At 62.8% G+C, this 21546-nt stretch carries 20 protein-coding genes; 9 read left to right on the forward strand and 11 right to left on the reverse strand.

Going from position 1 to position 21546, the window contains the following annotated elements; translation table 11 throughout:
• The first annotated feature begins 11 nt into the window (after positions 1 to 11).
• The 3 genes from E4M07_RS21620 to E4M07_RS21630 all read left to right on the forward strand — a co-directional run bounded on the left by E4M07_RS21620 (position 12) and on the right by E4M07_RS21630 (position 3322).
• Positions 12 to 1187 (forward strand): enolase C-terminal domain-like protein, encoded by a 1176-nt coding sequence (locus E4M07_RS21620; protein ID WP_136660478.1) that lies wholly within the window; start codon positions 12 to 14, stop codon positions 1185 to 1187.
• 9 nt (positions 1188 to 1196) lie between these two features.
• On the forward strand, positions 1197 to 2072 hold the full coding sequence (locus tag E4M07_RS21625) for an SMP-30/gluconolactonase/LRE family protein (protein WP_136660479.1): 876 nt from the start codon (positions 1197 to 1199) through the stop codon (positions 2070 to 2072).
• A gap of 95 nt (positions 2073 to 2167) precedes the next feature.
• Positions 2168 to 3322, forward strand: coding sequence for an ATP-dependent 6-phosphofructokinase (locus tag E4M07_RS21630; protein ID WP_136660480.1), 1155 nt, complete (start codon positions 2168 to 2170; stop codon positions 3320 to 3322).
• Here E4M07_RS21630 and E4M07_RS21635 read toward each other — a convergent pair.
• Together E4M07_RS21635 and E4M07_RS21640 are read right to left on the reverse strand one after the other, a co-directional pair.
• Positions 3319 to 4020 carry a glutathione S-transferase gene (locus tag E4M07_RS21635; RefSeq protein WP_136660481.1) on the reverse strand — a complete coding sequence of 234 codons (702 nt, stop codon included), beginning with the start codon at positions 4018 to 4020 and terminating at the stop codon, positions 3319 to 3321. The genes E4M07_RS21630 and E4M07_RS21635 overlap by 4 nt on opposite strands.
• Positions 4021 to 4055: 35 nt before the next feature.
• Positions 4056 to 4541 (reverse strand): NAD(P)H-dependent oxidoreductase, encoded by a 486-nt coding sequence (locus tag E4M07_RS21640; RefSeq protein ID WP_136660482.1) that lies wholly within the window; start codon positions 4539 to 4541, stop codon positions 4056 to 4058.
• A gap of 198 nt (positions 4542 to 4739) precedes the next feature.
• On the opposite strand from E4M07_RS21640, the gene E4M07_RS21645 reads away from it, so the two are divergent.
• A complete protein-coding gene (locus tag E4M07_RS21645) occupies positions 4740 to 7019 on the forward strand; it encodes a hypothetical protein (RefSeq protein ID WP_136660483.1) in 2280 nt (759 codons plus the stop codon).
• A gap of 182 nt (positions 7020 to 7201) precedes the next feature.
• On the opposite strand, the gene E4M07_RS21650 is transcribed toward E4M07_RS21645, so the two are convergent.
• Genes E4M07_RS21650 through E4M07_RS21660 form a run of 3 tightly spaced genes read right to left on the reverse strand, consistent with a single transcriptional unit; the run spans position 7202 to position 10241 of the window.
• Complete coding sequence (locus E4M07_RS21650) at positions 7202 to 8623, reverse strand: FMN-binding glutamate synthase family protein (protein WP_246660546.1); 1422 nt, start codon at positions 8621 to 8623, stop codon at positions 7202 to 7204.
• Positions 8608 to 9300 (reverse strand): glutamate synthase, encoded by a 693-nt coding sequence (locus E4M07_RS21655; RefSeq protein WP_169054337.1) that lies wholly within the window; start codon positions 9298 to 9300, stop codon positions 8608 to 8610. Before E4M07_RS21655 ends, E4M07_RS21650 begins: the two co-directional genes overlap by 16 nt.
• A complete protein-coding gene (locus E4M07_RS21660) occupies positions 9297 to 10241 on the reverse strand; it encodes a glutamine amidotransferase (protein ID WP_136660485.1) in 945 nt (314 codons plus the stop codon). The genes E4M07_RS21655 and E4M07_RS21660 overlap by 4 nt, the downstream gene beginning before the upstream one ends.
• Positions 10242 to 10405: 164 nt before the next feature.
• Here E4M07_RS21660 and E4M07_RS21665 point away from each other — a divergent pair, with 164 nt between their 5' ends.
• From E4M07_RS21665 to E4M07_RS21685, 5 genes are all read left to right on the forward strand, one after another.
• Entirely contained in the window at positions 10406 to 11071 is a 666-nt protein-coding gene (locus tag E4M07_RS21665; protein WP_169054338.1) for a GntR family transcriptional regulator, read from the forward strand.
• A gap of 7 nt (positions 11072 to 11078) precedes the next feature.
• A complete protein-coding gene (locus E4M07_RS21670) occupies positions 11079 to 11786 on the forward strand; it encodes a type 1 glutamine amidotransferase (protein WP_136660487.1) in 708 nt (235 codons plus the stop codon).
• Between the two features lie 88 nt (positions 11787 to 11874).
• A complete protein-coding gene (locus E4M07_RS30020) occupies positions 11875 to 12915 on the forward strand; it encodes a cupin domain-containing protein (RefSeq protein ID WP_136660488.1) in 1041 nt (346 codons plus the stop codon).
• Between the two features lie 163 nt (positions 12916 to 13078).
• Entirely contained in the window at positions 13079 to 14098 is a 1020-nt protein-coding gene (locus tag E4M07_RS21680; protein ID WP_136660489.1) for a ligase-associated DNA damage response exonuclease, read from the forward strand.
• Positions 14095 to 15687, forward strand: a complete 1593-nt coding sequence (locus E4M07_RS21685) for an ATP-dependent DNA ligase (RefSeq protein ID WP_136660490.1) — start codon at positions 14095 to 14097, stop codon at positions 15685 to 15687. The genes E4M07_RS21680 and E4M07_RS21685 overlap by 4 nt, the downstream gene beginning before the upstream one ends.
• A gap of 11 nt (positions 15688 to 15698) precedes the next feature.
• Here E4M07_RS21685 and E4M07_RS21690 read toward each other — a convergent pair whose 3' ends face one another.
• From E4M07_RS21690 to E4M07_RS21715, 6 genes are read right to left on the reverse strand one after another with little or no spacing between them, the layout of a single operon-like run.
• Positions 15699 to 16802 (reverse strand): Gfo/Idh/MocA family oxidoreductase, encoded by a 1104-nt coding sequence (locus E4M07_RS21690; RefSeq protein ID WP_136660491.1) that lies wholly within the window; start codon positions 16800 to 16802, stop codon positions 15699 to 15701.
• An 8-nt stretch (positions 16803 to 16810) separates the two neighbouring features.
• A complete protein-coding gene (locus tag E4M07_RS21695; protein WP_136660492.1) occupies positions 16811 to 17887 on the reverse strand; it encodes a Gfo/Idh/MocA family oxidoreductase in 1077 nt (358 codons plus the stop codon).
• Positions 17888 to 17920: 33 nt separating this feature from the next.
• Entirely contained in the window at positions 17921 to 18727 is an 807-nt protein-coding gene (locus E4M07_RS21700; RefSeq protein WP_136660493.1) for a 3-methyl-2-oxobutanoate hydroxymethyltransferase, read from the reverse strand.
• A gap of 10 nt (positions 18728 to 18737) precedes the next feature.
• Positions 18738 to 19958: an FAD-dependent oxidoreductase gene (locus E4M07_RS21705; protein WP_136660494.1), complete on the reverse strand. Its 1221-nt coding sequence runs from the start codon at positions 19956 to 19958 to the stop codon at positions 18738 to 18740.
• A 3-nt stretch (positions 19959 to 19961) separates the two neighbouring features.
• The gene (locus E4M07_RS21710; RefSeq protein WP_136660495.1) at positions 19962 to 20279 is read right to left on the reverse strand and encodes a MocE family 2Fe-2S type ferredoxin; all 318 of its coding nucleotides are present in this window, start codon (positions 20277 to 20279) and stop codon (positions 19962 to 19964) included.
• A gap of 30 nt (positions 20280 to 20309) precedes the next feature.
• Positions 20310 to 21389 carry a fatty acid desaturase family protein gene (locus E4M07_RS21715; protein ID WP_136660496.1) on the reverse strand — a complete coding sequence of 360 codons (1080 nt, stop codon included), beginning with the start codon at positions 21387 to 21389 and terminating at the stop codon, positions 20310 to 20312.
• Positions 21390 to 21546 lie beyond the last annotated feature (157 nt).

The following is a 21546-nucleotide window of genomic DNA, read 5'->3' on the forward strand; positions in this document are numbered from 1 at the left end:
GGAGGACAGGGGTGAAAATCAGTAAAATCGGCTGCCTTGTGGTGCATGCGGGCATGCGCAACTGGATCTTCGTCAAGGTGCAGACCGATCAGGACGGGCTGCACGGATGGGGCGAAGCGACACTCGAGTGGAAGACGCGCTCGGTGGTCGCGGCGGTCGAGGACCTGAGCGACCTTCTGGTCGGGGAAGATCCGCGCGACATCACGCGCTGCCGCGAAATCATGCGCAAACAGAGTTTCTGGCGTCTCGGAACGATCGGCCAGAGCGCGGCCAGCGCCATCGAGACGGCCCTGTGGGATGTGCTTGGCAAAGATCTCGGCGCGCCTGTCTGGCGGCTGCTCGGCGGCAAGGTGCGCGAGCGCATCAGCGTCTACACGCATCTCGGCATGGGGCAGATGGACGCCGTCTATCACAGTTTCTCGCAGGAAAAACTCGCCCGGCACTGCGCGGAACTGAAGCAACGGGGGTACCGCGCGGCGAAGATCGTCAACGTACCCTACTCCCACTACATCAGCGCCAGCGAGGATGTGACCGCCTTTGCCGACGCCATTTTCGGCCTGCGCGAGGCCGTCGGGCCGGACTTCAGGATCATGATCGATTTTCACGGGCGGGCCGCCTCTCCGCGGGTGGCGCTTGCCTATATCCGTGCCGTCGAGGACGCGGACATCACCTTCGTCGAGGAGCCGATCCAGCCCGGCAACCATGCCGGTCTCGCCTTCATCAAGGAGCATTCTCCGATCGCCGTCGCCAGCGGCGAAAGGCTGATCGAGCCGGATGAGTTCGAGGCCGTCTTGACAGCCCTGTCGGTCGATATCATCCAGCCGGACCTTTGCCACTGCGGCGGACTGACCGACGGGCGGCGGATCGCAGAGCGCGCCGCGGTTCTGGGCATCGGCATCGCACCCCACAACCCGGCGGGCCCGGTGGCCAGCGCGACTGCGGCCCATTTCGCGGCGGCAACCCCCAACCACGTCATCCAGGAGGAGATGAGCGGCGCCGTTCCGTGGTTCAACGACGTCGTCTCGCGCAACCCCATCAACATGATCGACGGATACTGGGAGATCCCGGCTGGTCCCGGCCTCGGGATCGAAATCGACGAGCGCGAAGCCGAAAAACACCCGTTCCAGGCGGAAAGCCTGGAAACGAAGAACGCCGTCATGGCCGACGGCACCATAGTCGACTGGTAGGAGGATCGGATGAGCGAACCGAAATGCATTTGGCAGGCCGAGGCGGAACTCGGCGAAGGCGTGCGCTACGATCCGGCAACGAATGAAATCTGGTGGGTCGACATACTGGGCCAGAAGATCTTCTGCCTGAACCTTGCGACCGGCCGCAAAGAGACCTGGCAGACACCTGAAACGGTGGGATGCACCGTCGCCCACGGCAACGGCGATGTGCTCGCCCTATTCCGCCGCTCGATCGTGCGGCTGGACCGTCCGACGGGGAATTTCGAGACGGTGGTGGAATTCCCGCAGGAACCGGCGCAGAACCGCTTTAACGACGGTGTCGTCGCACCGGACGGCAGCCTGTGGGTATGCAGCATGGACTTCGATTTCACGGAGCCGACCGGATGCCTCTACCGCGTCGCGCCGGACCTTAGCGTCGAGAAAAAGGACGACGGCTATATCGTCGCCAACGGGCCGGCCTTTTCCGGCGACGGGCGAACGATGTATGTCAACGAGACAATGAAAGGCGAGATTTATCGCTTCGATCACGACCCGCAGACCGGCGCGCTCGCCAGCAAGACACTGTTCGTCAAGTTCAACGAGGGCGACGGTCTACCCGACGGAATATGCGTGGATGCCGAGGGGGACTTGTGGGCAGCGGTCGTCACCGGCGGCTGCGTGCGCCGCTTCGGCACGGATGGCGCCCTGCGGGAGGAAATCGCGCTGCCGAGCCCAATCGTAACCAGCGTCGGCTTCGGCGGCGCCGGTCTTGACGAACTCTATGTCACGACCGGGCGCATCCTCATGGAACCGGATGTTCTGGCGGCGCACCCGCTTTCCGGAAGCCTGTTCGCCCTTTCCGGCAAATCGCCTGGCACGGCGCCCGCCGTCTTCCGGCATCACTGACCGTTTCAAGAACGCCGCTCCTCCTCCTTAAGCCTTTGAGTAATCGGCAATCGCACCTATGATCCGGAAGGGTCCGAGCGATAGGAGGATGAGGCGTGCATCTGGGAATTCTGACCGGCGGCGGGGACGTGCCCGGCCTGAACGCGGCAATCAAGGCCGTCGTCAATGAAGCGGAACGAAAGGGCTGGCGCGTTACCGCATTCCGGCGCGGATGGGCCGGCCCGGTGAACACCGACGCGAGCGATCCGTCGGCAACGCCGGATATGCACATGGCACTCACATCCGAACAGGTGCGCGCCGTCGACCGGACGGGCGGCACGTTCATCCACACGTCGCGGACCAATCCGTCGCGGATGAAGCCGGAAGACATCCCCGCTTTCGTTGCCGTGGACCGGGAGCCGGACGCGCAGGGCCGCGTCGACATCACCGAGCACGTGCTTGCGGTGCTCAACGCCATGAAAATGGACCTTTTGATCGCCATCGGCGGCGACGACACGCTGTCCTACGCGGCCCGCATACACAAGGAGGGGATGAAGACCATGTGCATCCCCAAGACGATGGACAATGACGTGTTCGGCACAGACTACTGCATCGGCTTTTCCACATGCGTGACGCGGTCCGTGGAGATGATCAACCGGCTGCGCACGTCGGCCGGCAGCCACGAGCGGAACATGATCGTCGAACTGTTCGGGCGCAATTGCGGGCTGACGGCGCTTGCCGGCGGCTATCTCGCCGATGCCGACCGCACGCTGATCGCCGAGGTTCCCTTCGATCTCCAGCGCCTTGCCGACCTGCTGACCGCGGACCGGGCGCGCAAATCGTCGAACTACACCATTTCGGTCATCTCCGAGGGCGCCCGCATCATCAATGAAGACATCATCGAAAGCGGCGAAGAGGACGCCTACGGCCACAAGAAGCTGGGCGGCATCGGCGAGCGCGTCGCCGCCGGGATCAAGCAGCTCACGGGCACCAATATCATGGTCCAGAACCTCGGTTACCTGTTGCGGTCGGGCGGACCCGACGCGGTGGACCTGATCGTTGCGAAGAACTACGGAACCATGTGCGTGCAGCTCATCGAGGAGGGCAAGAGCGGCCTGATGATGGCCATCCGCGACGGCTGCTACAGCACCCAGCCCGCCGACATCAGCACGCAGGGCGAGCACCGGGTCGACGTCGACGGGCTCTACGATATCGACCAGTACCGCCCGAAGATCGCGCGGGTCGAGGGCATACCGATGTATCTGCGCTAGGCGGAGAGCACCTTGCGGAGCGAGGCCTCGATCTGGCCGGCGCAATACAACTCGCCGTATTCGGCGTCGCTGCGGGCGCGCAGTTCCGCCTGTTCCGGCAATGCGGCAATCCGGTCGCACAGGCCAGCGATTGCGGGAGCCGCCTTCTCAAGAAGCGGCCGGAGCGACGGCAGCTTCTCCGTCATGGTGCCCCAGAGGCTGCAGGTCGCAAGATCGGCGATCCCCGGCTTGTCGGTACCCAGAAGATATCCCGCCTCCGCGGTCATGCCGTGCCGACGGCCCGTCTCTTCGAACATCGCCATCCAGCGTTCCAATCGGGGAACGAAGTCACGCCAGCTCTCCCCGGTCCACATCTGGGCGCCGTTGTACAGCGTGATCTCGTAAAGCACGTCATTGGCGTCGGCGACGATCTTGACGGTCATCGCCTCGCTGGCGGGATCGTCTTCCATCAGGCCGTGCTTTTTTCCCAGATAGTGCAGGATCGCCGGCATCTGCGAGAAGGACAGAGCGGCCGCATGATCGGTCAGCACGGGCGGTCCCATATGCGGGACGGGCTGTTCGGCCGGCGATTTGCTCTTGAGGGCCCTGATTGCGTTGAAATCCGTCTCGTCCCAGGTGGCGCCGACATGGGCAAGCACTGAGCGCACGAACTGACCGCGAAACGCGATCGGCCAGTAGTAAAGCGTATAGTCGGTCATGTCCTGGTCCTTCACATCGGATCCGCTTGCCGCGGTCAATAAACGCCCATGGCGAGGCCGGCGGCGAGCGCCCGGCCGAGGTCACGGCACAGGGCAAGCTGCTCTTCCGGAATGGTCTTTTCGGCGAGAATCTCTTCCGGTGTCTGCGCGTGGGTGCAGACGATCAAGGGCGGCTGCACCTCCTTCAGCCGCCAGCCGGTGGCGATGCGGGCGGTCTGGCGCGCGGCGTTCTCGCCGTCCGAGCCGGCGCAGACCATCTGGGCGTAGGGGCGCCCCTCGATGCGGCCGAGGACCGGGTAGTAGCAGCGGTCGTAGAAATCCTTCATCACGCCGGCAATGGCCGCCAGGTTCTCCGGTGCGCAGAAGATGTAGCCGTCGGCCCGCAGCAGGTCGTCCGGCCCTGCCCTGTCCGCCGTCTTCAGGTCGGTCCGCGTCTCCTCGCGCGCCGCCTCGGCCGCGGCTTCGGCCATCTGCCGGCTGCCGCCCGTCTTTGAATGATAGACTATGAGAAGTTCCGCCATCCCGCACCAGTTCCGCATCTTCCTGCCTGCAGACATTAGGGCGGGCGAACGCCAATGCCAACAATTCACATCGCGTGACAATCGAATACCGCGCACGCTTATTGCGAGCATCGAGTTGCAAAAATATTTTTGGTTGTATTTTGGAGTTTACGCCAATTACTATGAGTTCATGTTCGTTGTATTTAAGGTAATGGCCTTATGTCCGACGGTGGGGGAGGAGCAGCACAGCAGGACTCAGATCCTTTGAAGACGCTTTATCAGCGTGCGGAAAAGGAAGCACTGACCGCTGAGCTGAAGGGCAGCCAGTCTGTAGGAGCACTAATTTCCCTTCTACGGCGCCGAGCGAGACGTGCAGCGCTAACATCTCGGATTGTCCTATTTTTCCTTCTTTTGACTGTTATTGCAGGCCTGTTCTTCTATCTCGCGCTACCTTTCTTCAACCAATATCTGGACGGTCGACGGCTGACACTGCTGGATACGAAGCAGGCCCTCGAAATATCAGATGAACATTTGGACGATCGCCGGAGCGAGTTATGGAACCGCCTAATTGAAGTCCTCAGATTGGAAACAAATGAGTCTCTAAAGGGGGATTGGTCTGACAGTGTAAACTTCCGGGGCATCGAACAGGTCGTTGACGGGGTTTTCCTAGTCCGTGGAAACCAAGGATCGCTGGTCCGTTTTGATGCGGCAACCAGCAAGGCTGAGTCCCTAGATGGTAATTGGTCTGATAGTGCAAACTTTCGGGGTGTCGAACAGGTGGGCGATGGGGTGTTCCTGATCCATGGCAATGAAGGATCGCTGGTCCGCTATGACGCAGCAACCAACAAGGCAGAACCTCTAAAGGGTGATTGGTATGACAGTGTTGACTTCCAGGGCATTGAACAAGTCGGCGATGGGGTGTTCCTGGTCCACGGAAATCAAGGATCGCTGGTTCGCTTTGATGCGGCAACCAGCAAGGCTAATTCCCTAGAGGGTGATTGGTCTGATAGTGTAAACTTTCGGGGCCTTGAGCAGGTCGGCGATGGGGTGTTCCTGGTCCACGGAAATCAAGGATCGCTGGTTCGCTTTGATGTGGCAACCAGCAAGGCTAATTCCCTAGAGGGTGATTGGTCTGATAGTGTAAACTTTCGGGGCCTTGAGCAGGTCGGCGATGGGGTGTTCCTGGTCCACGGAAGTGAAGGATCGCTAATTCGCTATGATGCGGCAACCAACAATACTGAGCCTCTGGAGGGTGACTGGCCCGACAGTGTGGTCTTCCAAGGCATTACACAGGTCGGCGATGGCGTCTTCCTGATCCACGGAGGTGAAGGATCGCTAGTCCGCTATGACACAGCAACCAACAGAGCTGAATCTCTAAACGGTGATTGGTCTGATAGCGCTGCCTTTCTGGGCATTGAACAGGTCGGCGATGGAGTGTTTCTAGTCCACGGAACTGAAGGATCGCTGGTTCGCTATAACGTGTCGGCCAACAAGGCTGCGTCTCTCAGGGGCGATTGGTCTGACAGGATTATCTTTCTGGGCATTGATCAGGTTGCCGATGGGGTTTTCCTAATTCACGGTTACGAGCTCTCCAGCAGAGGAGATGGAACATTGGTCCGCTACGATGCCAGAGCTAATAAAATCTGGTCTCTAAAGGGCGGTTGGTCTGATAGCGTTTTCTTCCATGGCGTTGAACCGGTCGGAGATGACAGGTTCTTGATCCACGGCAGTGAAGGAACGCTAGTCGAATTTCCCAGCCCATATTTTGAGAAATATGAAAGCAGAGAACTATCGGACGAGGACAAAATCCTCGAAGCAATGGACGACTTACCCAAGTCCGTGCGTGATCTTCTGATTGCACGAGATTTTGGAGAGCAATTCTCTCAAATAGCAGGCGAACGCAGGCCAATAAGCCTGCAACTCGATCAAGTAAATGATGATATCAGTGGACTTTGGACGGGATTGTTTCCGCTGAACCAACAGCGGGAGCGGTTTGAACAGTTCATGCATGTGTGTCGTGGCGGCAAAGCAGACGCTAACGATTTGCCAGAAGATGGAACCAGCGAAGAAACTGATAAAACTGTTCCTGCGAATACGGTCAATGGTTCAGTCACGATGGCTTCTGGCAGATCCACGAGCGAGCAAAATCCAGATGCAGTTACGCTTGCCTGTACCCAGGCCTGGCGTGCAGAACTGGAACGCGAGGAAGGTAAGTGGTGGCAGACTTTAGCAACACAAGTACCGCCGGGTATCCTGCTGCTCTTCCTGCTTGCGACACTTGCGGGCCTTTACCGTTATAATCTCCGGCTCGCAGGTTTTCACAATTCCCGTGCTGACGTTTTGGAACTCATATCTCTGGGAGGTGGTGGCGTCAGCGTAGATGACTTGACAAGACTCTCCGACAGCCTGGCAGCCGACAAGGTCGAATTCGGTCGTGCCAACACACCCACTGATCAAGCGATCGAGCTCGTTAGAGCCGTCCTCGCCAGAAAAGGCTGAAAGTGCACCAAGCCTGTCTAAATACGCGAAATGTGCGGGAGTAGATAAGATCGCGCCCCCTTGCTCGTGCACAGCAACACGCCCGTTACCCAGCATTTTACTACCTGCAACGTCAACGGGCGGCCGGAGGGCCGCCCGTTCTGCTTGTCACCGGCAGCACAGGCTGCCGGCGGGAGGAGCGTTCACCAGTCGAACGGACGGTCGATGCCGGCCATCTTGACACCGGTGAACGCAGAGGCCTCGAAAGACATGGCCCGAAGGTCCTCGACCTCGAGATTATGCACAGAGGACTTGCCGCAGGCCTTGGCAAGCGCGGTGATTTCCATGGTCATCGCCGTCAGGTACCGGGCGACGCGCTCGGCCCCGGCATGCGGGTCCATGCGCGCTTCCAGCTCCGGGTCCTGCGTAGCGATGCCGACCGGGCAAAGGCCCGTGTGGCAGTGGTGACAGGCGCCCGGCGCGGTGCCGAGCTTCGCAAAGTCCTCTTCGTAGCGCGGCGAGTTGCAGCCGAGCGCGATCATCGCGCCGTTGCCGATCATCACCGCGTCGGCACCCAGCGCCAGGCACTTGGCAGCATCGACGCCGGAGCGGATGCCGCCGGCGGCGACAAGGCTGACCTTGCCGGTCATGCCGCATTCGTCGAGCGCCTCGCGGGCGGCGCGGATGGAGCTCATTGTCGGAATGCCCGTGTGATTGAGCAGAAGCTCGGGCGACGCGCCCGTGCCGCCCTCGGCGCCGTCGACGACGACGACGTCGACACCGGCCTTGGCGGCGATGGCGACGTCGTAGCGCGGCCGCGTCGCGCCCATCTTGAGGAAGATCGGCACCTGGTAGTTGGTTGCGATGCGCAGTTCCTCGACCTTGACCGCGAGGTCATCGGCGCCGAGGAAATCCGGATGGCGGATGGTCGAGCGCTGGTCGACGCCGACGGGAAGCGTGCGCATCTGGGAAATGCGCTCGCTCACCTTCATGCCGAGCAGCAGCCCGCCGGTGCCGGGCTTCGCCCCCTGCCCGACGACGATCTCCAGCGCGTCAGCGCGGCGGATATGGTCGAGGTCGATGCGGTAGCGCGCCGGCGACATCTGGTAAAGCAGGGTCTGCGAGGCTTCGCGCTCCTCCTCGAGCATGCCGCCCTCGCCCGTGCAGGTCATGGTGCCGACCTTGGATGCGCCGTAGCCGAGCGACGCCTTGGCGTTGGCCGACAGCGCGCCGAAGGACATCGAGGCGATGTAGATCGGGATCTTCAGTTCCACCGGCTTTTCAACGATGCCGCGCCCTCCGCCGAGCACCGTCGTGGTGTCACAGCTCTCGCGATAGCCCTCCAGCGGCAGGCGGGTCATGGTCGCCGGCACGAAGGTGAGATCGTCGAAGGTCGGCATGCGCTTGTTGAAGGTGTTGTAGCCTCGCACCTGGTAGCGGCCGAGCTGGGCAAGCGCATGCACTTCGGAGATCGCCTCCGGCGTCCAGCGTGTCGAGCCGCCCTCGGCGTAGGATGACGGTATGCCCGCCGGCCGGCCGGGAATGGCGCCGTCGGAGAAGCCGACGGCTTCCTCGCTCGGCATGTCGAAGGGGTAAGTGTAGGTTTCGTTCAGATCATCAGCCATGCGTTCGCGTCCCGGCTCTCGAAATACCAAAGGCGCTGACCGGAGATCATCTTGCGCCAGTTCCTTGAGGTGTCGACCAGCCCGAGCGGGTCCAGTATCGCGTCCACCTCGGCGACTTCTTCGGCCGTCGGCTCGACCACTTCGACATCGACGCCGAGGCTTTCCACCTCGCCGGCGACCCAGACCTCGCCCTCCCACAGCGCGTCGGCGCAGGAATGCCCGGCACCGCCCAGCGCGATGATCTTGCCGGAATGGGCCATGAAGCCGGACTGGTAGCCGATCTTGCCCTCGACGATAATGTTGCCGCCCTTCATGGCGACGCCGCAGCGCGGCCCGCTGTCGCCCTTCACGTGAATGGTTCCGCCGGTCATCGCGGCGCCCGCCGACATGCCGGCATAGCCGCCGACGCTCACATGGCCGCTCGCCATGCCCTCGGCAAGGCCCCAGCCGGCGTTGCGCTCGACCTCGATCACCGCGCCGTCGTTCAGCCCGGCACAATAGTAGCCGACGCTGCCTTCGAAGCGCACATGGGCGCCCCTCGGCAGGCCAATACCGAGATTGTGGCGCGACAGGGTGTTGGTGACGACCACCTCCCTGCCCTCGGCGGCGGCTTGTTGAATCTCGTCGTTGATCTCGCGGATGTGCCGGCTGCCCGCCTCTATGACAAGCGCGCTCACGCCGCCATCCTCCGGTTGCCGACGGTCCAGATGCCGGTCAGGCTCGGCCCGTCATAGTTGATGACGTCGCATTCGTCGGAAAAGACACGCCGCACTGCCTGTTCCTCCGTCGCGGCAGCAAGCTCGCCGGCCTGCTCGATCACCACCAGCGGCTTCATGGCAAACCGGTCCTTGGCGAAACCGATGCCTTCCGGGCGGGCGATCATGTAGGTGAAGACCCCGTCGATCGAGGGGATCGATTTCTGCAGGGCCTGCGCCATGGTCAGGCCCTGATTGATCTGGTCGGAGACCCAGACGGCGATGAGCTCGCTGTCGTTGTGGGTCAGGAACCGGTAGCCCTTGCGCTCCAGCCGCTCGCGCCAGGTGTGGTAATCGGTGATCTGACCGTTGTGGACGATGGCGACGTCGCTGAAGGGCCGCGCCCAGAACGGGTGGCTGGCATTCGGCAGCACGGAACTTTCCGTCGCCAGGCGTGCGTGACCGAGGCCGTGCGTGCCGACCATATCGCGGACCCCGTGCTTGTCGGCAACCGCCTCGGCCCCACCGATATCCTTGACGATCTCGAGCGAGCGGCCGCAGGACTGGACCTCGAAACGATCGGTCAGCGTATCGGCATCGCGGATCCATGCGGCGATGTCGCGCGGATCGCTGATCACCATGCGCACGCAATAATGGGGATTTTCGTCGGTCACGAAGGCCGGCTCTTCCAGATAGTCGGAGCCGTGCTCGCGCAAGATTTCGCGGAACCGGTCCATATCGGCGTCGAGGCCCTTTTTATCGAAGCCCATGCCGCGAAGGACATAGCCCGTGTCGCGTGGCGTTCCATAGATTGCGAAGCCGGTGCTATCGGCACCGCGATGTTCCTGCGCATCCATCAGTTCGACGAGATCGTTGCCGACCCGGCCGGGGGATGCCAGGATTCGCCCGGCAATTCCGCACATTGAATTCTCCCTCAACTCGCTTTTTTGTGTATACTGTATTCAGTATTCATGTTGGATGCAACCGCACCGAACCCGATTCAGGTATTTTTTCTGTTTTTCGGATACGGTATACGAAGCGCGCCCGACTCAAGGGCGGCCAATTAGCTGAGGGAAAGGCACCGCCTATGGCGCTGAAGAAAATCAAGCATGAACGGCAGAGGCTCGCCGACATTGTCTACGATCAACTGCTGGAGGCGATCCAGTCCGGGGCCATATCGTCCGAAGAACGGCTGGTCCAGGAAAAGCTCGCAGAGGAAATGCAGATCAGCCGCACGCCGGTGCGCGAGGCGCTGCTTCGTCTCGAGCAGGACGGTATCCTGACCTCCTCGTCACGCGGCGGGTTCTCCATCCACCGCATGACCAACAGCGAGGTCAAGGAACTCTACCAGGCGCGCGCGGCCATCGAAGGCCAGGCGGTGCGGATCCTCGCGGTCGCAAACGATCCGGGCAAGAACAAGGACCTGCGCGAGACGATCGAGCGGGAGGAGAACATATCCTCGTCTTCGGTGCGCGCCTATTTCGAGGCCAACCGCAAGATCCACCGGCGCATGGTCGAGCTGACGGACAACCGTTACCTCATCGAGATGTTCGACAACATCTGGAACCGCGGCGTGTCCTACAATCTCTTTGCGGTGATCGAGAAGATCGACCTGTCCGCTTCCTTCGGCGACCATATCCGGCTCGTCGAGGCGATCGAAACCGGCAACCCGACATTCGCAATGGACGCCATCATCGACCACATCACCCACGGCCTGGAGCTGCAGATCGAAGCCCTGGAAGTGAAGGACTGAACCGCCCATGCGCATCGCCATCCTGCTTGCCGACAACGACGATACGGATCTTTCAAAGAACCATCCGGACGACGGCGAGAAGTTCCGCGCGCTGCTGGCGCAGCATCGGCCCGGCTGGACCTATGTTTCTGTTGCCGTCAAGGACGATGTCTTTCCGGACGCGGCCTCCGACTACCAGGGTTATGTGATCACCGGCAGCCCCTCCTCGGTCAACGACGACGATCCGTGGATCGTCCGGCTCAAGGAATTCATCCGCGAACTCGACCGGCTGAAAATACCGACCGTGGGCGCCTGTTTCGGGCACCAGGCGATCGCCGCGGCGCTCGGCGGACGGGTCGGCGCCAATCCGGACGGCTGGGGGCTCGGCATCGAGCCGACGCGCTACATCCGCCACACGCGCTGGATGGATCCGCCTCACGCCGAACTGAGCCTCTATTCGGCCCACAAGGAACAGGTTCTCGCGCTGCCGGACGGCGCCATGGTGCTCGGCAGCAGCCCGATCGCGCCGGTGGGCGCCTATTCGATCGGCCAGCACATCTTCACCACGCAGCATCATCCCGAGATTACACCGGGCTATATGTCCGATCTCGTGGAGGTCGTCGCCGATCTCGCCGAGCCCGAGGCGGTTGAGAAGGCACGCGAGACGATCAAGGGCAATGACCAGGGCGAGGTCTTCGCCGGCTGGATGGTGCGCTTCTTCGAACTGCCGCGCTGAGCCATAATCCTCGAATTGGCCGATTGCTATTTTCAGCGTCCACCGTTTAACTGAATCCACACGGCGGAACCGGAAAAGAGGTGCCCCGATGGGCCTGCGCTTCATCTTCATGCTTACCCGCAACGACCAGACCGTGCCGGAGGCCGCGGAGCATCTGGGCACCGCGCTTTCGCTCGGCGTGCGCCATATCGGCTTCAAGGATGTCGGTCTTCCGGTCAACGCGCTGAAGGCCCTCAACGCCTCGATCAAGGCAAAGGGCGCGACATCCTATCTGGAAGTCGTTTCGCTCGACCGCGACAGCGAGGTCGCTTCGGCCCGCGCCGCCGTCGAAATCGGCGTCGATGTGCTGCTCGGCGGCACGCGCGTCGACGACGTGCTGCCCGTCCTCGAAGGATCAGGCACCGAATACTACCCGTTCCCGGGCCGCATCGTCGGCCATCCGAGCGTTCTTGAGGGAACGATCGCGGAAATCGCCGAGAGCGCCCGCGACCTTGCATCGCGCGACGGCGTGAGCGGGCTCGATCTGCTCGCCTACCGCTCGCCGACCGCCGACGTGCCGGAACTGATCGCGGCGGTGTGCGCGGCGGCCGAAAAACCGGTCATCGTTGCCGGCTCCATCGCCAGCAAGGAGCGCATCGCCGCCGTGCGCGAGGCGGGCGCCGCCGGCTTCACGATCGGAACGGCCGCGCTGGACGGCGCCTACCCGGCTGAAGGGGAAGGCCTTGAGGCGCAGCTCGCCGGTATCGTCCGGGATGTCGCCGAACTCAATGGGCACCTGTCCCCCTTCGGCAAGAAGAACCTCGACACCGCCTTCGACGGCATACCCGAACCATGGTCGCCGCGCGTCGCCGGACAGGTCAACGAAATGCAGATCAAGCTCGCCCGGTTCGAGGGCGCCTTTAACTGGCACTTCAACGCCCGCGAGGACAAGCTGCTGCTGGTGCATCGCGGCCGCCTGCTCGTGCGGTTCCGCGACCGCGAGGAAATCGTCGAGGAAGGCGAGTTCATCGTCGTGCCGCATGGCGTCGAGCATTGCCCGGTCGCCCTGACGGAGACCTGCGAGGTTGTTGTACTGGAGCCTTCAATGCCTGCGGGCAGCGGCAGTTTCGGGGAAGCGCGTCGCATCTAGAGCAAGGCACTCACCGATCCTGACATAGCACCCGCGGCGGCGGCCAGGCCTGGATCCCCTCGCTGCAGCGCCCTCCGGCGCTTCGCGCTTGCCGAACAGCAGGCAGCGTTCCATGTTACGTCCGGCAAGGACGTGTTGTCTTCAGATTGACCGGGTTTCGCAAATGGCTTTGCTGGAGTTTACGGATCGCGGCATCTATTGCCGCCGCGCGGATGTCTACATCGACCCGTGGAAACCCGTCGACCGGGCGCTGATCACGCACGGGCACGCCGACCACGCGCGGCCCGGTCACGGCGCCTATCTCAGCACCGAAGCCGCGGCGCCCGTCATTCGCCTGCGGCTCGGCGACATCGCATTGCAGACGGTGCAATTCGGCGAGACGCGGACGATAAACGGGGTTTCCGTCTCGTTTCATCCGGCCGGCCATATTCCCGGCTCGGCGCAGATCAGGATCGAATACAAAGGTGAGGTCTGGGTCGTTTCCGGCGACTACAAGGTCACGCCAGACAATCTGTCCGAGACCTTCGAGCCGGTCCGATGCAACGCATTCATCAGCGAATGCACCTTCGGACTGCCGGTCTTCAAATGGCGCCCGCAAGTGGACGTTCTTTCCGACATCAACAGTTGGTGGCGGGACAATGCCGCCGACGGCCGAACCAGCGTGCTGGGTGCCTATTCGCTTGGAAAGGCGCAGCGCCTGCTGGCCGGAATCGACGATGGCATCGGGCCGATCTTCACCCATGGCGCGGTGGAAAACACCAACGCGGTTCTGCGCTCGCAGGGACTTTCCCTTCCGCAAACCACGCAGGTGACCGACGAGCAGCAAAAAAAGGATTACGCCGGCGCCCTTGTCATCGCGCCGCCGGGGGCGCTCGGCTCGAACTGGATGCGCCGGTTTCCGAAGGCTTCGACCGGGTTCGCTTCCGGCTGGATGGCGCTGCGCGGCGTGCGGCGCCGGCGTGCCGTGGACCGCGGCTTCGTGCTTTCCGATCACTGCGACTGGACCGAACTGAACGAGGCGATTGCCGCCACCGGCGCCGAGCGGATCTATGTCACGCATGGCTACACGGAGATCTTCAGGCGCTGGCTCGAGGAGCGCGGATACGATGCACGCATTGTCGAGACCGAGTTCCGCGGCGATGATCTCGAGGAGCCGGCGGAAGGCGAAAGGACGTCCGCATGAGGGACTTCGCGGAACTTTTCACGGCGCTCGACCGCACAACAAAGACGACCGTCAAGGTTGCCGCCCTCTCGGAGTTCTTCAAAGCCGCCAGTGATGACGACAAACTCTGGACCATTGCGCTCCTGTCCCATCGCCGGCCGCGCCGGACAGTCAATACGACGATGCTGCGCGAATGGGCCGCGGAAGCTGCCGGCATTCCCCTTTGGCTGTTCGAGGAAGCCTACCCGGTGGTCGGCGACCTTGCCGAGACGATCGCGCTCGTCCTGCCGGAACATGGCGACGCAAAAGACGTCTCGCTGAGCGAGTGGATCAACCTGATCGTCGGGCTCAGCAGCGTCGAAGAGGACGAGCGCAAGCAAGCCGTGACCAACGCCTGGCGCCGCCTGGACCGCGTCGAGTGTTTCCTCTTCAACAAGCTGATCACCGGCGGCTTTCGCGTCGGCGTGTCGCAAAAGCTCATGTCGCGGGCCCTGTCGAAGGCGACCGGCATCGATGAGGCCGTCATCGCGCACAGGCTGATGGGCGACTGGACCCCGCAGAACACCACCTATGACGACCTGATTCTGTCGGGCGACGTCAATGACGATCACTCGCGCCCCTACCCTTTCTGTCTCGCCTATGCCGTGGAAGACGATGTCGACGCACTGGGCGAGCCCGCCGACTGGCTGGCGGAGCGCAAATGGGACGGCATCCGCGGACAGGTGATCGTGCGCAACGGCGAGGTCTTCGTCTGGTCGCGCGGCGAGGAACTGGTGACGGACCGGTTCCCGGAGTTCCATGCGCTGGCGGAGCTGTTGCCCGACGGTACGGTCCTCGACGGCGAAATCCTGCCGTGGCGCGACGGCCGACCCATGGATTTCCAGTCCCTGCAGACCCGCATCGGGCGCAAGACGGTCGGCAAGAAGCTGCTGAAGGACGCGCCGGTCATCCTCATGGCCTATGACGTCATGGAGGACCGGGGCGTCGATATCAGGGAAATCCCTTTTGAGACACGCCGGGCGCGCCTGGAGGAGATCGTCGCAGACGCGGCCGCGCCGGTGCTGCACCTGTCTCCGATGCTGGAATTCGATGACTGGCAGTCCCTGTCGGCCGAACGCGAACAGTCGCGCGCCCATGCCAGCGAAGGCCTGATGCTGAAACGCAGGAGCAGCGTCTACCATACAGGACGGCGCAAGGGCGACTGGTTCAAGTGGAAGGTCGATCCGATGACCGTGGATGCGGTGATGATCTATGCCCAGCGCGGGCATGGCCGGCGTGCCAACCTCTACACCGATTTCACCTTCGCCGTGTGGAAGGACGGCGAGCTGGTGCCCTTCACAAAGGCCTATTCGGGTCTGACCGATGCGGAATTCAACGAGATCACCAACTGGGTGCGGCGCAACACGCTGGAGCGGTTCGGGCCGGTGCGGCGCGTCACACCGGTCCTGGTGTTCGAGATCGCCTTTGAAGGCATTCAGAACAGCAAGCGCCACAAGTCAGGCATTGCGCTGCGCTTTCCGCGCATGCGGCGATGGCGCCGCGACAAGCCCGCCGACGAGGCCGGCACCATCGAAGAGCTGTTCGGGTTTCTTGAGGCAAATGCCGGCTGATGGCATCCGGCTCAATCCGGCAACCGCCGCACCGACCCGATATCCGTTTCCCGTCCCGTGCGCGCGGATTCGATGGCGCTGAACGCGAGGGCCAGGCTCCGGAGGTTTCCCGAAGCCGCGTTCAGCGGCTCCCGATCCTCCTCGATGGCACAGAGCAACTCGCCCATGGCGCCCCGGAATCCGTCGTTGAACCACTGCCCAACCAGTTCGGGAGCGGCCCAGCCTGCTTCCGTCGTCAGTGTGACCCGTTGCTGGCCGAGGTCGGGGCCGGTGCTCATCAGGCTGCCCTCGGTTCCGGCGATGTAGGTCGTGTCCTGCGGCCCGAAACGCGTTGCGGCATCGAAAACCAGCGAGGCCTGGCCGTCGTCCAGCCGTACCAGGCACTCGGCCAGCAAAGGCGGCGCCGCCTGCTGGTCCGGCGCGCGCGCATTCATCGCGAACACGGAACGCGCGCGCTCGCCCGCAATGCTCACAAGGAAATCGAACCAGTGGATGGCGAAATCATAGAAGACCAGGTCGTCGATCGCCTCGAATGCCGTGCCCTTGATCCAGCTGTGATCCCAGTGAATGCCGATATGACAGCTTATCAGGTCGCCGATGATACCGGTCCTCACGGCCTCGCGCATATAGGAAAGATGGGGCGCCCAGCGGCCGTTCTGGTTGACCGCCAACCTGACACCGTTTTCGCCGGCAAGGCGCACAAGCCGCTCTCCGGTATCGAGATCAAGCACGAAAGGTTTCTGCGAAAGCACGTTCTTGCCGGCCGCCAGTGCGCTTTCGACGAGCGCCACGCGTTCGGCCGGATGGGGGGTGATATCGACCACCTCGATGGCGGGATCGGTCAGCACGTCATCGTAACTGTCGGAGGCGATGGCTTCGGGAAAGAACTCGTCGCGCCGGGCAACGGCATGGGCAAGGGTGCGGCTGCAGATGATGGCGACATCGAAACCGGCCGTCCGGTAAGCGTCCAGATGCGAGGCGGAAATCCCGCCCGCACCGACAAGGGCGATGCGCGGGCGATAGTCCGACGGGCGCGGCGGGCGGTAGGCGAGCTCCGGCGCCGCCACCTGCTCCGCCTTCGCTGCGGTCAGGGCATAGGTATCTGTATCGGTCATGTTGTCGGTCACGGCACCAGCCCCAGCGTGCGTTTTTGCTCAGCCGACAGCGCGGCGGTATCGACGATGCGCTGCGCATCGAGGCACAGGGCCGGATCGAGCGGACCGCCGACCGGCTCGTCGCGCTCGAGGCAGCCGAGCACATATTCGATCGGCCCGCGCCGGCCGGGCGGCAGCGCGTCGACCGGAACGGGCGTCGGCTCCGGCTTGTCCCGGGTCTGCACGGTGACATGGTCCTCGTAGTCGTAGCTGGCGATCGTGCCTTCCGATCCGACCACGACGAAACCGCATTTCGGCTGCGGCTGTATGGTCCAGGGATCGGTGAAAGTGCCCCAGCGCGTCTCCATCTTCGAAAGGCCGTGCGGATAGCGGCAGACGGTGACCGAGTGCTGGTCGACCTCGATGCCGGGCGTCTCGTCGACGACCGAGGTGACCTCGATCGGAATCCGGCCGTTCTGGAACCAGGTGCCGAGCGTCGCCCCGTAGCCGAGATAGTCCAGCAGGCTGCCGCCGCCGGAAGCGCGCTTGTACCACCACGATTCCGGCTTCAGCCGCTCCACCTCCTCGGCACTGACCTCCACCTTGTCGGCCAGGTGATAGAGCGGCCCGCGGTTGCCGTCGTAAAAATGCACCTCGACGAGATCGCCGATGACGCCCTCGTCGATCAGCCGCTTGCATGTGACATGGCTCTCGACCCAGGCAAGCGGCCAGTTGATCGCCATCTTCATGCCCGTGCCTTCCATGGCGGCGAGCATACGGCGGGCATCGGCAACGGACGCCGCGAAGGGTTTCTCGACCAGGATGTGAACCCGGTGCCTTGCCAGTTGCTCGACATGGTCGGCGTGCTCGGCGGTTGCGGCGCAAAGGATCGCGAGATCAGGCTTCGTTTGCTCCACACAGGTATCGAGATCGGTGAAGACCCGCTCCTCTGGGATCGAGAAATCGGCGATCGCCTGGGCCATCCGCTCGCGCGACTTGTCGTAAACGCCGACAATTTCCGCATCCGGATGGTCAAAGACCTGGCGCAGCAGATCGCCCATGTGCATGTGATCGAAATTGATGCCCGCAACCCGCCATTTGGTCATTGTTCCTCCCCGGTGACCGGAGCCACCTCAGTATTATGGTGTCGAAGCGTCGATCGTCTCCAGAAACCGTGAAAGTTCCTGTTCGTCCATTTCAACCAGATGGTTCTTTTCGGGAAATGTCCGGTCGGCGACGTCCCGCGCATAGTCGCGAAACGCGGCGATGCGCTCGTTCTGAAGTCGCTTCTGCTGTGCAAAGAAATCCCGGTAAACTTTTGAATGCTTTGGATAATGTCCGTCGTGGCTGCCGAGGACATCGCAGGCAAAGAGATACTGGGCGTCGCACCCGGCGCCCGCACCCATGGAGATCATCAGCATGGATGTGCGTTTCGAGATCGCTTCGGCGACGGCCGGCGGCACCACCTCGATTTCTGCCGCGAATGCGCCCGCCTCTTCCAGCGCCCTTGTCTGCCCCATGACCATCAAGGCGCTGTCGCAGGTCTTGCCGACGGCCTTGAATCCGCCGGTCCAGGTGCGGCGCGACGGGATGAGGCCGACATGGCCGACCACGGGTATCCCCTCGTCGCGCAGGCGCCTGACGATTGGCAGGCTGGCGCCGCAGTAAACGGCATTGGCTCCAGCGCTGAGCAGCCTGAAGGAAATGCGAAGATAGTCTTCCTCGGTGACGAAGAGGCCCGGCTCGAGCCCGCCGACGACAAAGGGCGACGGACAAACCTCGCGAAAGCCGGCCTGGGTGATCAGTTCCGGCGGAACCGACAGCATGTCGATCCTGGCCTCGTGCGCGGCAGCGGCCTCGTCGAGGCTCTCCACCCGCAGTTTGGTGAGCTGCCGCCGGCCCTTGAGGGCCAGGATATCGGCGACTGTCGGTGCGGCGTCGTGCATCGCGGCTCCCCTATGCGGCCAGCAGCGTCTTGAGGCGCCGCCCGGTGGCGGCGAGTGCGGCAGGATCCGGCGTCGCGTTCCTTGCGATCAGCATCTGCGCGACCCGCATGTCGCGCGCAAGATCCGACAGTTTCCCGAGGGCCGCGGCGCCGACGAGCCGGCCGCCGTGGTCAAGGTGGAACTGCAGCTGCGTCTCGTCGGTCAAGATGCGCTCGACCATCGTTTCGCCGAGATCGGGCAGCCCGGCAATCTGCAGATGAAGGTCATACTGCTCCGACCAGAACCACGGGACGATGCTTTGCCGCTCATCGGCACCCGCCATGTTGCGCCCGGCCAGCGCGCCCTGCTCGCGGGCGACCTGCCAGCTTTCGAAACGCATCGGCTTGTCGCTGAATTGCGGATGGATGCTCGCGGCGCAGTCGCCGCAGGCATAGATCGAGGGATCCGAGGTGCGCAGCCTGTCATCGGTGACGATGCCGTTGTCGATCCGCAATCCGGCCTTTCGGGCAAGCGCGGTTTCGGGTTCCGCGCCGACACCGCAAACGACGACGTCACCGGAAATGCGCTCGCCATTGTCGAGGATGACGGCCCTTCTCTCGATACGGCTGAGTGCCGTCCCGAAATGGAAGAGGACGCCGCGACGGGCGTGTTCCAGGCGGATCCGTTCGGCAAGGGCGGACGGCACCGCGCGGGCGAGCAGCCGTTCCCGGCTTTCCAGAAGCGTAACCCGCCCGCCGAGCTTCACGGCGCTGGCTGCGAGTTCCAGGCCGATGAAACCGCCGCCAACAATGATCGCGTGGCCGCCGGCGCCAAGCAGGTGCCGCAACGCCCAGGCATCCTCGAACGAACGCAATGTCAGGGCATATTCGCTGCCCGGCACCTTGAGCAGCCGTGCCCGCGCCCCGGTCGCCAGCAACAGATTCTCATAAGGTACCGATCCCCCGGACTGGAGCCGGATCAGCTTTCGCTCGGGGCTGATTTCGGCGACCCGGGTGTTCGGTCTCAGGATAACTCCGAGTTCGGCGAAGCGCTTTGCCTCCGCGCTTGTCCTGGTTCTGGGCGGTTCGGTGTCCGTCAGCAGTTCCTTGGACAATGGCGGCCGCTCATAGGGTCCGTGCCGCTCTTCGCCGAACAGCGTGATCGGGCCGGCCCAGCCGGCCTCGCGCAGCGCGACCGCCGCGCAGCCGCCCGCCTCCCCCGATCCGATGATGATCATTGCCGGTTGTTCCATCGTTCAGTCCGCTTTGATGAACACGCGACCGTCGCGTATCTCGGTCTCGTAGGTTTTCAGGTCAATGCAGGCCGGCGCGCCCTTTGCCTTGCCGCTGGTGAAATCGAACCGGCCATTGTGCTTCGGACACTCGATGATGGTGTCCATGACCAGCCCGTCGCACAGATGCACCTTTTCGTGCGTGCACAGGCCGTCCGTGCAGAAATACCGGTCGTCCAGCGTGCGGTAGAGCGCGTAGGCCTGGCCGCCATGCTCAAATCCGATAACGTCTTCTTCCTCGATGTCGTCGAGCGCACAGGCGTCGATCCAACGCTCCTCCAAGCCAGCCTCCCTCTTTGTTTCCGGCCCTTCTTATTCGGCCGGTTTGAATTGCGTGCCGTGATTGTACGGCACGGCCTTGGCGCCTTCCGGCAGGACCCTTTCGACAAAATAGGACGGATCGCGCACCTGCCTCAGAAGCGTCGGGATGATTTCCCGATAGGCGGCGATGGTGCTCGGATAGGGCTCCGGGCAATCGTCCTTGATGAGCTCATGGAGCCGCGGCAGCGCGTGATAGGGCACCATCGGAAACATGTGATGCTCGATGTGGTAGTTCATGTTCCAGTAGAGGAACCGGAAGACCGGATTCATATAGATGGTGCGCGAATTCAGCCGGTGATCGAGCACGTCCTCGGCAAGCCCGGCGTGCTGGGTAACGCCGAAGAACACGGTCAGGAATCCGCCATAGATCGTCGGCAGGCCGATCAGCATCGCCGGGAGGATCGATTGCATGACGAGGCAAGCAAGGGCGACGGCCGCCAGGATCGCCAGATAGATGCGGGCGATCAGATAGACCTTCCAGCGCTCCATTTCGGGCACGAAGGCCTTTTCCTGGTCGCTCATCCGCCCGCCTGCGTGCATGAGGAGCGCCCGCACCGTGTTGAAGCTGCTGCGGATGGCGAGAAGGTTGAGCAGCAGTGTTTTGATATCGGGCGGCCGCGGCGCGATGATCTCCGGGTCGCGCCCGACAATAATCGTGTCGGTATGATGGCGCGTGTGGCTCCAGCGCCAGATGGTCGGCTCCCGGAAGATCATGAAGCTCGCGACATAATAGAGCGCGTCGTTCATCCAGCGGGTGCGGAAGGCGGTGCCGTGACCCGTCTCGTGCCAGCGGCTGTCGGAGGACGAGCCATAAAGGACGCCGTAGACCAGGAAGAACGGCACGCACCACCAGGTGCCCCAGAAGTAGACGCCGCCCGCGCCCGACAGCACCAGGGCGGCGATCCAGATCGCCGTGTCGCGCAGCGCCGGACCGTCCGAGCGGCGCATCAGGCCCTTCATCGTCTTGCGGTCGATGGAGCAAGAGTACCACTCCGCAGAGGCCAGGCCGTTTTTCTCGGCCAGCTCGCTGTCGCGTCCCACAAGGCTGTAATCGCGCGGCGTCGGTTCCATCGGTGCCTATCGTCGCCTCAATTTGATGCCAACTGCGTTAGCTAAGGACCGATTTTGAAGCGTGTCAAGAATAATTGATGCAACTAGTCCTCAATTTGATCTGGAATTCGCAACAATAGTGATGATTCTCCAATAATTACCTCATTTTGAGGTTATC

Source organism: Nitratireductor sp. XY-223 (genome assembly GCF_004959855.1).
Lineage (GTDB): Bacteria > Pseudomonadota > Alphaproteobacteria > Rhizobiales > Rhizobiaceae > Hoeflea_A.